Annotated in this window: 9 protein-coding genes; 7 read left to right on the top strand and 2 right to left on the bottom strand. The window is 56.8% G+C overall.

The window, feature by feature from the left end:
* The first annotated feature begins 429 nt into the window (after window positions 1–429).
* The 7 genes from putP to D8B20_RS10230 all read left to right on the top strand — a co-directional run bounded on the left by putP (window position 430) and on the right by D8B20_RS10230 (window position 8,807).
* Window positions 430–1,914 (top strand): sodium/proline symporter PutP, encoded by a 1,485-nt coding sequence (putP, locus tag D8B20_RS10260; RefSeq protein WP_145888785.1) that lies wholly within the window; start codon window positions 430–432, stop codon window positions 1,912–1,914.
* A gap of 261 nt (window positions 1,915–2,175) precedes the next feature.
* Entirely contained in the window at window positions 2,176–3,009 is an 834-nt protein-coding gene (gene efeU / locus D8B20_RS10255; RefSeq protein ID WP_145888784.1) for an iron uptake transporter permease EfeU, read from the top strand.
* Between the two features lie 50 nt (window positions 3,010–3,059).
* Window positions 3,060–4,178: an iron uptake system protein EfeO gene (gene efeO / locus D8B20_RS10250; RefSeq protein WP_145888783.1), complete on the top strand. Its 1,119-nt coding sequence runs from the start codon at window positions 3,060–3,062 to the stop codon at window positions 4,176–4,178.
* Between the two features lie 2 nt (window positions 4,179–4,180).
* Entirely contained in the window at window positions 4,181–5,458 is a 1,278-nt protein-coding gene (efeB, locus tag D8B20_RS10245; protein ID WP_145888782.1) for an iron uptake transporter deferrochelatase/peroxidase subunit, read from the top strand.
* A 575-nt stretch (window positions 5,459–6,033) separates the two neighbouring features.
* Window positions 6,034–6,822 (top strand): phosphate starvation-inducible protein PhoH, encoded by a 789-nt coding sequence (gene phoH / locus D8B20_RS10240; protein WP_145888781.1) that lies wholly within the window; start codon window positions 6,034–6,036, stop codon window positions 6,820–6,822.
* 189 nt (window positions 6,823–7,011) lie between these two features.
* Window positions 7,012–8,010, top strand: coding sequence for an XdhC family protein (locus tag D8B20_RS10235; RefSeq protein WP_145888780.1), 999 nt, complete (start codon window positions 7,012–7,014; stop codon window positions 8,008–8,010).
* Between the two features lie 122 nt (window positions 8,011–8,132).
* On the top strand, window positions 8,133–8,807 hold the full coding sequence (locus tag D8B20_RS10230; protein ID WP_145888779.1) for an SOS response-associated peptidase family protein: 675 nt from the start codon (window positions 8,133–8,135) through the stop codon (window positions 8,805–8,807).
* A gap of 513 nt (window positions 8,808–9,320) precedes the next feature.
* On the opposite strand, the gene D8B20_RS10225 is transcribed toward D8B20_RS10230, so the two are convergent.
* On the bottom strand, window positions 9,321–10,499 hold the full coding sequence (locus D8B20_RS10225) for an Arm DNA-binding domain-containing protein (protein ID WP_145888778.1): 1,179 nt from the start codon (window positions 10,497–10,499) through the stop codon (window positions 9,321–9,323).
* A complete protein-coding gene (locus D8B20_RS21805) occupies window positions 10,457–10,663 on the bottom strand; it encodes an excisionase (protein WP_072010431.1) in 207 nt (68 codons plus the stop codon). The genes D8B20_RS10225 and D8B20_RS21805 overlap by 43 nt, the downstream gene beginning before the upstream one ends.
* Window positions 10,664–10,770 lie beyond the last annotated feature (107 nt).

Below are 10,770 nucleotides of genomic sequence, written 5' to 3'. Positions count from 1 at the left end.
TCGAATGTAATCAACTTCAGCGTGGGCTGCACTATCACTCATGTTGCAACTTTGTGCAACCGTGTTAAATGTGACCCGGATAGCATGTTTTCAGGCAACTTTTTCGTTAACCGTTTAAAAGCGGCACAAAACTTGCTGCAAGATTTCGGCCAATGTTGCAACCGGTTTGAAAAGACGCTGGAAAAAAGGCTGCCTGGTGCAACCGAAATGTGAGCAGGCGCAACCTGTGAGCATGGAAAGATGAAAGTCAGGTGAAACCCAGGTAACAGCTGTGTTAAATGCATTGTGCGCGCCGCACCTTTGCGGCAGGATACCGCGCCTCAAGGGAAATCGCTTTCTCTGGATGCGGTAAAGCCCTGTCTGCTATCCCGTTCCGATAGCGCAGGTCAAAGATTTCTCTTACGAGATTAAATAATAAGTGGAGAGAGTATGAGTGTAAGCACACCGATGCTGGTGACCTTTGTCATTTACATCCTTGGGATGGTGTTAATTGGGTTTATCGCATACCGATCAACCAAAAATTTTGACGATTATATCCTGGGCGGTCGCAGCCTCGGCAGCCTGGTCACCGCCTTATCGGCGGGCGCATCGGACATGAGCGGCTGGCTGCTGATGGGCCTGCCGGGCGCGATTTTCCTTTCCGGCATTTCTGAAAGCTGGATTGCCATCGGTCTGACCGCAGGGGCCTGGCTGAACTGGAAGATCGTTGCGGGCCGGCTGCGCGTGCAGACCGAGCATCATGACAATGCCCTGACGCTGCCGGACTTCTTCTCCAGCCGCTTTGAAGATCGCAGCAAGCTGCTGCGTGTGATTTCGGCGGTCGTGATCCTGATTTTCTTCACCATTTACTGTGCGTCGGGCGTGGTAGCCGGGGCGCGGTTGTTTGAAAGCACCTTTGGCATGGATTACCAGACCGCGCTGTGGGCCGGGGCGGCCGCCACGATTCTCTATACGCTGGTGGGCGGTTTCCTGGCGGTGAGCTGGACCGATACCGTGCAGGCCAGCCTGATGATTTTTGCCCTGATCCTGACGCCGGTGATTGTCATTATCGCGGTCGGCGGCCTCGATGACTCCCTGGCGGTAATTGAAGCCAAGAGCATGGAGAACCTCAACATGCTGAAAGGGCTTAACTTTGTGGCGGTCATTTCCCTGCTGGGCTGGGGCCTTGGCTACTTTGGCCAGCCGCATATTCTGGCGCGTTTCATGGCAGCGGATTCTCACCGTTCCATTCGCACTGCGCGTCGTATCGGTATGACGTGGATGATCCTGTGTCTGGCCGGGGCCGTGGCGGTAGGCTTCTTTGGCATCGCATATTTCCAGAACCATCCGGAGCAGGCCGCGGGCGTCAGCCAGAACGGCGAGCGGGTGTTCATTGAGCTGGCACGTATTCTGTTTAATCCGTGGATTGCCGGTATTCTGCTGTCGGCGATTCTGGCGGCGGTGATGTCGACCCTGAGCTGCCAGCTGCTGGTATGTTCCAGCGCGCTGACGGAAGATCTGTATAAAGGGTTCCTGCGCAAAAACGCCAGCCAGAAAGAGCTGGTGTGGGTCGGTCGACTGATGGTGCTGCTGATTGCGCTGATTGCGATTGCGCTGGCGGCGAACCCGGAAAACCGCGTGCTGGGCCTGGTGAGCTATGCCTGGGCGGGCTTTGGGGCCGCCTTTGGCCCGGTGGTGCTGTTTGGCGTGTGCTGGAAGCGCATGACGCGCAACGGTGCGCTGGCCGGTATGGTCATTGGCGCCGCCACCGTGCTGCTGTGGAAGCAGTACGGCTACGCCGAACTGTATGAAATTATTCCGGGCTTTATCTTCGCCAGCATAGCGATCGTGGTGTTCAGCCTGCTGGGCCGGGCGCCCTCCGTGGCAGCACAGCAGCGCTTCGCTGCAGCTGAGGCGGAGTATCACGCCAAATAACCGCATCCGGGAAAAAGCACCCGCATCACGGCTGTGATGCGGGTTTTTTTATGTCCGCTTAATCGCAGAGCGCCGCTGTTTTGCCACCGCTTCGCCCGCGCAGGGGTTCCGCGGCACGGAGCGGACTGCCGCTCAGCGCAAAACACAATTAATTTCGCACAGTGACTTGTATTTTCTGGCGCGGTAATGATAATCGATATCGTTCGCACTTTACGTATTTTTACCTTAGGTTTACCCCGCTAAACATTTAAGAGGTTGGTGATGTTTGTTCCGTTTCTCATCATGTTGCGTGAAGGGCTGGAAGCTGCGCTTATTGTCAGCCTGATAGCCAGCTACCTGAAACGTACTCAGCGTACCCGCTGGTTCCCGGCCATGTGGGCCGGCGTGTTTATCGCGGCTGCGCTCTGTCTGGCGCTGGGACTGTTTATCAACGCCACCACCGGCGAGTTTCCGCAGAAACAGCAGGAGCTGTTTGAGGGCATTGTTGCGGTGATCGCGGTGGTGATCCTGACCTCCATGGTGTTCTGGATGCGTAACGTAGCGCGCAATATGAAAGCCACGCTGGAAAAATCGGTTGACCAGGCGCTGCAGAAATCAGGCGGCAGCGGCTTCCCGCTGGTACTGATGGTCTTTCTCGCCGTGGCGCGCGAAGGGCTGGAGTCCGTGTTCTTCCTGCTGGCAGCGTTCACCCAGGATGTTGGCTATGCGCCGCCCGCCGGCGCCGTGCTGGGGCTGCTGAGCGCTGTGGTCATCGGCATGCTGCTCTACTATGGCGGTATCCGTCTTAACCTTGCGCACTTTTTCCGCTGGACCAGCCTGTTTATGCTGCTGGTGGCCGCCGGACTGGCTGCCGGAGCGATCCGCGCCTTCCACGAAGCGGGTTTATGGAATCACTTCCAGAGCACGGCTTTTGACTTCAGCAATCTGCTTTCCACGCACTCCGTTATCGGCACGCTGCTGGAAGGTATTCTCGGTTACCAGGAAGCGCCTAGCGTCAGCGAAGTGGCGATGTGGCTGATGTATCTGGTTCCGGCGCTGCTGCTGTTCTTTTTCCCGGCCCGACCGGCGACCGGCGCCGCGCGCGCCACACGGTAATTTTTCAGGCGCTGCGCGCGCCTGCTCCTTCATTTAACAGGGATAACACCATGACGATTCATTTTCGCCGTAAGGCGCTGCTGATCTCTCTGCTGGCGCTCTCCGGGACGGTTGCGGCTGCAGAGATCCCGCAGGTCACCGTCACCGTGACTGACAAACAGTGCGAGCCGATGACGCTTAACGTGCCGGCAGGCAAAACGCAGTTCATTATCAGGAACCAAAGCCAGAAAGCGCTGGAGTGGGAAATCCTGAAAGGAGTCATGGTGGTGGAAGAGCGTGAAAATATCGCGCCCGGCTTCAGCCAGAAGCTCACCGCCACGCTGGAAGCCGGCGATTATGAAATGACCTGCGGCCTGCTCACCAATCCAAAAGGCAAGCTGGTGGTGGGCGGTGCGCAGCAAACGGCTGCCGCTGGCAAACCGGATGTGCTGCAGCTGGTCGGGCCGATTGCCGACTACAAAGTCTATGTGATGAGCGAAGTCAGCGCGCTGGTGACGGCCACCCAGGCATTTACCGCAGCGATCAACGCCGGTGAGCTGGAAAAAGCCAAAGCGCTGTATGCGCCGGCGCGCGTGCACTATGAGCGCATTGAGCCGATCGCCGAACTCTTCTCTGATCTGGATGGCAGCATTGACGCGCGCGAAGATGATTTTGAGAAAAAAGCCGACGATCCCAAATTCACCGGCTTCCACCGTCTGGAGAAAATCCTGTTTGCCGATGGCACCACAAAAGGCGCAGAGAACATCACCGCGAAGCTGAATCAGGATGTGCTGGCGCTGCAAACCCGTATCAGCCAGCTGGCCTTCCCGCCGGCGAAAGTGGCAGGCGGCGCGGCGGGCCTGATTGAAGAGGTCGCCGCCAGTAAAATTTCCGGCGAAGAGGATCGCTACAGCCGGACCGATCTCTCAGATTTCCAGGCCAACATTGATGGCGCACAGAAAATTGTGGATCTGCTGCGGCCCTTGCTGGAAAAAGCCAATCCGGCGCTGCTGGCGAAAGTGGATGCGAACTTTAAGAAAGTGGATGGCATCCTCGCCCGCTACCGCACGCCGGACGGGTTTGAATCCTATGAAAAACTGACCACCACCGATCGTAATGCGCTGAAAGGGCCCATTACCACGCTGGCGGAAGATCTCTCACTGTTGCGCGGCACGCTGGGTCTGGATTAATCATGAGTAAACACCATGACGTGGCTCAGCCGTCGCGTCGCCGTCTGCTGCAGGGTTTGGGCATGATTGGCGGCGCTGCGGCGCTGGGTGGCGGCTGCCCGTTCCACGGCGCTGCCGCAGCAGATTTTTCACCGGGTACGGTACCACCGGATGCGCGCCAGCAGGTGCAACCTTTTTATGGTGAGCATCAGGCGGGCATTCTGACGCCACAGCAGGCGGCGATGATGCTGGTGGCGTTCGACGTACTGGCAACGGACAAAGCGGAACTGGAACGGCTGTTTCGTCTGCTGACGCAGCGCTTTGCCTTTCTTACCCATGGCGGACCGGCACCTGCGGCGCGTGATGCCAGACTGCCGCCGCTGGATTCCGGTATTCTTGGCGCCACCATTGTGCCGGATAACCTGACGATAACCCTCTCGGTCGGCAGTTCGCTGTTTGATGAACGCTTTGGCCTGAGCGCGCATAAACCCGCGCAGCTGCAGAGCATGACGCGCTTTCCTAATGATTCGCTGGATGCTGCGCAGTGCCATGGCGATCTGCTGCTGCAAATCTGCGCTAACACCCAGGATACGGTGATTCATGCGCTGCGCGATATCATCAAGCATACGCCAGATCTGCTGGCGGTGCGCTGGCGACGCGAGGGTTTTATCCCCGATCACGCCGCGCGCAGCCGGGGCAAAGAGACGCCGATAAATCTGCTGGGCTTCCGGGATGGTACCGCGAATCCGGATACGCACGATGCCGCGCTGATGAATCAGATGCTGTGGGTCACTGCCGATCAGCCGGAGCCGGCGTGGGCGCGCGGTGGCAGCTACCAGGCGGTACGCATTATCCGCTTTCACGTAGAAATGTGGGATCGCACGCCGCTGGGCGAGCAGCAAACCATCTTCGGCCGGGAAAAGTTATCCGGTGCGCCGCTTGGCATGCAGCATGAGCATGATGTACCGGATTACCGTAACGATCCTGAGGGCAGGGTGATCGCGCTGGATGCCCATATCCGGCTGGCTAACCCCCGCACGCCCGACACCGCCAGCAGCCTGATGCTGCGCCGTGGTTACAGTTATTCAGCCGGTATTACCGCGGCCGGGCAGCTGGATATGGGGCTGCTGTTTATCTGTTACCAGCATGATTTAACCAAAGGGTTTATTACCGTGCAAAAACGGCTGAACGGTGAAGCGCTGGAAGAATATATTCGCCCGACCGGCGGCGGATACTTTTTTGTTCTGCCCGGCGTACCGGATGAAAACCATTATCTGGGCCAGTCGCTGCTGCAGGCCTGATTAATTAATAAGCAACGCCCGGCTGACGCAATGTTACCGGGCGTAATTGTTTAATTCTGCTTAAATTTCCCGCGCTTCGTCATCTGCGGGTGAAAGTTCTGAAAAAATATATGTCAGCCTGAATAAACTATCACCCTGTTTTTTAATGAGAATGTAATTTATCGCGGCGGCGCGCAGGTGAAAGAGAAATCCTTTTCTTTCATCAGCGGTAAAATTGCTGTTGCAAATTACCACTAATATGATTCACTTTAATCATAAGCGTTGTTAGTCGTGTGGCTTAGCCCACTGGAGTTCGCGCATGACCCGGTCCTTTAACGGACAGTTAAATAGACGTTTGCACGCGCAGTTCGCTGCGGGGGATAACCTTCCGGCGAAAAATCTCCTTCTTTTTTCATTCATCCATTCTGAACCAATGTTGAATCTCTACCGGTGCGCGTCAGCGTCTCGGCGTTGTCGCACACTTTTCCCGCTGTCTCAATACGGCTTACAAGGAAGCCACAAAAACCTCTAAAGCGTTCAAGTCATCGCCGCGGGAGATCCGTCGCGATTCGTGAAACCAACTGTAAGGTGCCACTATGGGAAGACAGAAAGCAGTGATCAAAGCGCGTCGTGAAGCTCGTCGGGTGCTTCGTAATGACTCTCGCAGTCATCGTCAGCGTGAAGAAGAATCGGTCACTTCGCTGGTGCAGATGAGTGGGCTGGATGCGATTGGCATGGCGCGCGATGTGCGCGATCGTTCACCAATTGAAGCCCGGAATGATGCTCAGGCGCACTATCTCAACGCCATAGAAACGAAACAGCTGATATTCGCAACCGGTGAAGCCGGCTGCGGTAAAACCTGGATCAGCGCTGCGAAAGCAGCTGAGGCCCTGATCAATAAGGATATCGAAAGGATCATTGTGACGCGCCCGGTGCTACAGGCGGATGAAGATCTCGGCTTCCTTCCAGGGGATATTGCCGAAAAATTCGCCCCGTACTTCCGACCGGTTTATGACGTTCTGGTTAAACGTCTCGGCGCTTCCTTTATGCAGTACTGCCTGCGACCCGAAATCGCTAAGGTAGAGATCGCGCCCTTCGCCTATATGCGCGGACGCACGTTTGAAAATGCGGTGGTGATCCTTGATGAGGCACAAAACGTTACCGCTGCGCAGATGAAGATGTTCCTGACCCGCCTGGGGGAAAATGTCACCGTTATCGTCAACGGGGATATCACCCAGTGCGACCTGCCATCCAGCGTCAAATCCGGACTGGCCGATGCGCTGTCGCGCTTCGAAGAGGATGAGATGGTAGGGGTAGTGCGTTTCGGCAAAGACGACTGCGTACGGTCGGCCCTGTGCCAGCGTACGCTGCATGCTTACAGCTAACGCGGATTGACGCTCTGACCATAACCCGGCTCCGGCCGGGTTTTTTGATCCTGCCGGCTGCGCAAACCCCTTTCCTTCAGGCTGCGCGTCGTGCAGCAGGCGGCATCGCGAGAATGAACTATAGTGGTTATTCATACAGCGCACCGCGCATCGGGCGCGGGTTACAACCGCACAGGCAGGGAGAAGGGGATGCAGAATCTTGATGTGCAGGTGGTCAGAACCGCGCAACACTGGGCAGAAGCGCAGACCGTCTGGCTGTGTACGGTGCTCAGCACCTATGGATCGTCGCCACGTCCGCCTGGTGCCATGATGGTGATTGATGGCGCAGGCCGTTACTGCGGATCGCTATCCGGCGGCTGCGTGGAGGAGAGTTTCGTGGCGCGCATCCGTGAACAGGCGTTCAGTGCGGCCAGCCAGCGGGTGCGTTACGGTGACGGCGGCTTCGCCCCCGATCGCGCACTGCCGTGCGGTGGCGTGCTGGATATTCTGGTAGAGAAGCTGCCTGCCGGTGCGGCCACGCTGCGCTATTTACAGCAGCTGGAGGATGCGCTGACCGGCGCACGCGCCATCACTAAACGTCTGACGCTGCCATATCCCTGTCAGTCGCTGGAGACAGCACCCTATACCCGCCGCACCCTGACCCACATCAGTCATGACGATATCGTGCTGACGCTGAGCGCCGCGCCGCGTCTGGTGATCGGCGGGCTCTCCAGCGTTGCCGTTTTCTGCGCCAATTTTGCGCTGGCGCTCGGCTTTGAAACCCTGGTGTGTGAGCATCGCGACGAGGTGCTGGAAAATATGGCCGCCGAGCTGGCTCCCGGTGTGAAGCTGGTGCGCCAGTTTCCGGCACGCTATCTGGAGCGTGAAGGCTGCCATCCCGGCACGGCGATCCTGTCGCTGACGCACGATCCGCGTATCGACGATCTGACAATGATGGAAGCCGTCAATCTGCCGGCGTTTTATCTTGGCGCGATGGGCTCCCATCTCAACAGCGAAAAGCGCAAGGCGCGGCTGGCGCAAATTGGTGAACTCACGCCGGCGCAGCTGCAGCGGATTCATGCGCCAGTGGGGCTGGATATTGGCAGTAAAACGCCCGCTGAGATTGCGCTGGCGGTCATGGCGGACATTGTACGCCACAAAAATGGCCTGGCGATGCCTCATGACGCGCAGACGGATAGCGCAGCGTGACGCATGCCGAGCTCTGCTCATCTGCTATTCTGCCGGGCCGTTCAGGCCGACGTGGATCAGTCTGACAGGCGACATGCCGCGCGATAAAAGCAACCCGTGTTAACCCCGAACAGGAGGTGTTTGTGTGTGGACGCTTTGCGCAGTACAGCAGCAGAGATGACTATTTCGCCTCACTCGGGCTGGCGCCGGATGACATTCAGTTCGATCCGCAGCCGATAGGGCGATTTAACGTTGCGCCCGGCACGCGGGTGTTGCTGCTTAACGCGCGCGAGGGAGAGATGCATTTCGATCCGGTTTTCTGGGGTTACGGCCCGGCGTGGTGGCACAAGCCGCCGCTGATCAACGCCCGGGGAGAAACGGCGGCCACCGGGCGCATGTTTAAGCCGCTATGGCAGCACGGGCGCGCTGTTGTGCCGGCGGACGGCTGGTATGAATGGAAAAAAACGGGCAATAAAAAGCAGCCCTATTTTATTTATCATCAGCACAGACAGCCGCTGTTTTTCGCGGCCATCGGCAAAGCGCCTTTTGACCAGGCTCACGATAAAGAAGGTTTTGTTATTGTCACCGCATCCAGCGATAAAGGCATGGTGGATATTCACGACCGCCGCCCGCTGGTGCTGCGCGCCGATGCGGTGCATGAGTGGCTCAGCGAAGAGACCAGTGCGGAAAGGGCACAGGAGATTGCCCGCGACGCCGCAGTGCCTGAGCAGGATTTCAGCTGGCATCCGGTGAGTGCGGCGGTAGGGAATATTCATCATCAGGGCGCGGAGCTGATCCGCGCAGTGGAAACCGAATAGCGCGGAAAATGACGCCAGGCTCCGCTGTCCAGCGGGCTGCGCCCGTTGTCGAACCCCGGGTCGGGGGTGCTCATCCCCCCGCGGTATGCGCGAAATGCAAATAAAAATGCCCGGCTGTTAACCGGGCACTTCTATCTAAATGATGGCGGTGAGGGGGGATTGATGTCACCCGGCACATCCCTGTGCCGGGCCCTTCGGGCGCGCGCCGGCGCTGCAAAACGGCACTCCTGCCGTTTTGTCGCTTCGCTCACCCTGCGGGCAGCGTCGCAGGCTCCACTGTCCAACGGGCTGCGCCCGTTGTCGAACCCCGGGTCGGGGGTTCTCATCCCCCCGCGGTATGCGCGAAATGCAAATAAAAATGCCCGGCTGTTAACCGGGCACTTCTATATAAATGATGGCGGTGAGGGGTTCGAACCCGCGTTCATATCTTCGTAACCTTATGATAGATAATGGTTTCATAAAAGGATCCTTTTTCACGTGCACTACACGTGCATTTTTCTTCAAATTGCCCCGTTATTCGCTTCCGGTTTTGATCCCCGGCTTCGACAGATGGCCATCGTAGTCAACCAGGTACGAGCCGTAATTTCTGAACAGCATATCCGGGCCTTTGTGTCCCATTTGCTTACAAAGCCAGAAAAGGTTTGCCCCTGAGCTGATGTGCATAGTGGCGAAGGTATGACGTGTCTGATAAGGGTTTCGGTACCTTAACTTTGATTCCCGCATGATGATGCGCCACGCTTTCTGGCGGATAGCATCAGAGCCGGCCCATGGCTCGCCAGTTCGCGGATCCTCGAAAACAAACTCATTCTTCAATTGCGTGAACTGCTTCTGGATATTCAGAGCTGCTATCGCCTCTTCGTTTAAATCTATCTTCCTTGTGCCGGCGCGTGTCTTCGTCGATTTCTCCACCCCTTCAACAACGGCATTCTGTACAAAGGCTGTTTTCCTCTCGAAGTCTATATCCCGCCACCGTAAAGCACAGAGCTCAGAAGGCCGTACGCCTGTGTTGAACGCAAACTGGAAGGTAGCCTTCCATTGTGGAAAGCGGCAGTACATATAGATAATGCTGATTTCAGAAGGCGTAAACGGATCCACCTCGTACTCTTCAGTGTTCCCATATTCCACCGAGAAGTAACGCGATGCGCTGATGTGAGCGACAGGGTTGTCATTGATAAGCCCATCCGTCACAGCTTCATCAATGGCGCTGCGCAAAAATGAGAGGCGGTTTCGGATGGTCTTCAGCTTTGTCTTCTGTGTCGATACCCAGCTTTTAAGTGCCGCCGGCGTTAGCTCCGTCACGTAGATATTGTGAAGCACCCTCAGCGCGCGCAGGCACTTCCTGTAGCCGTCCAGCGTAGAGGGTGACAGGTTCCGGTTCTCGCTGATAACCAGATATTCCTCCAGGTAGTCCTTTACCGTCTTTTTCTTCTTCTGATGCCCAAACAGCGCGGCCTTTTTTGAGCGGGGGAAGTACTGCAGGTAGTTAAAATCCCCCGACGCGATGCGGTTCTGAATCTCTCCCAGAAACCGCTCGGCGTATTTTATGTTTCGTGCATTCACCTCCATTCCCGATAATGGCTCTCTGCACAGGACGCCATTAAACGTAAATGTCAGCTGCAGCGTTTCGCCAGTCTTATGGCGCCGCACTGTTATTCCGCGCGGTAAAGCGGATCCTTGCTGCTTCTTGCCCATCGGTTCACCTCTTCTGTATCTATCCAGCGCTCCCGGACGCCGTCCACTTTTAATACGTGAACTCCCATCCTCCAGATCTTCCTTTGTATCCGTTTGTTAATGGCTTCCTCCGATTCTCCTGTGGTTTGGCAGTATGCTGAAATGGGCATTACATCAAGGCTCATATCTACTCCTTTGGCGGCCATAGCCAGGCCAGCACGATACAAATAAAAAGGGCCAGATTAGTGATAATCCAGCCCATGTCGGCTTCTTTCTGGTGGCTGTCATGCGG

The organism is Candidatus Pantoea soli (assembly GCF_007833795.1).
Taxonomy (GTDB): domain Bacteria; phylum Pseudomonadota; class Gammaproteobacteria; order Enterobacterales; family Enterobacteriaceae; genus Pantoea; species Pantoea soli.
Note: the sequence above shows the minus strand (reverse complement) of the source record. Positions and strands in the feature narration are given on the sequence as shown.

What these genes read in the sequence shown, in the direction of transcription:
- putP (WP_145888785.1), top strand. Translation starts at nt 430, where the DNA reads ATGAGTGTAAGCACACCGATGCTGGTGACCTTTGTCATTTACATCCTT.
- efeU (WP_145888784.1), top strand. Translation starts at nt 2,176, where the DNA reads ATGTTTGTTCCGTTTCTCATCATGTTGCGTGAAGGGCTGGAAGCTGCG.
- efeO (WP_145888783.1), top strand. Translation starts at nt 3,060, where the DNA reads ATGACGATTCATTTTCGCCGTAAGGCGCTGCTGATCTCTCTGCTGGCG.
- efeB (WP_145888782.1), top strand. Translation starts at nt 4,181, where the DNA reads ATGAGTAAACACCATGACGTGGCTCAGCCGTCGCGTCGCCGTCTGCTG.
- phoH (WP_145888781.1), top strand. Translation starts at nt 6,034, where the DNA reads ATGGGAAGACAGAAAGCAGTGATCAAAGCGCGTCGTGAAGCTCGTCGG.
- D8B20_RS10235 (WP_145888780.1), top strand. Translation starts at nt 7,012, where the DNA reads ATGCAGAATCTTGATGTGCAGGTGGTCAGAACCGCGCAACACTGGGCA.
- D8B20_RS10225 (WP_145888778.1), bottom strand. Translation starts at nt 10,499, where the DNA reads ATGGGCAAGAAGCAGCAAGGATCCGCTTTACCGCGCGGAATAACAGTG.
- D8B20_RS21805 (WP_072010431.1), bottom strand. Translation starts at nt 10,663, where the DNA reads ATGAGCCTTGATGTAATGCCCATTTCAGCATACTGCCAAACCACAGGA.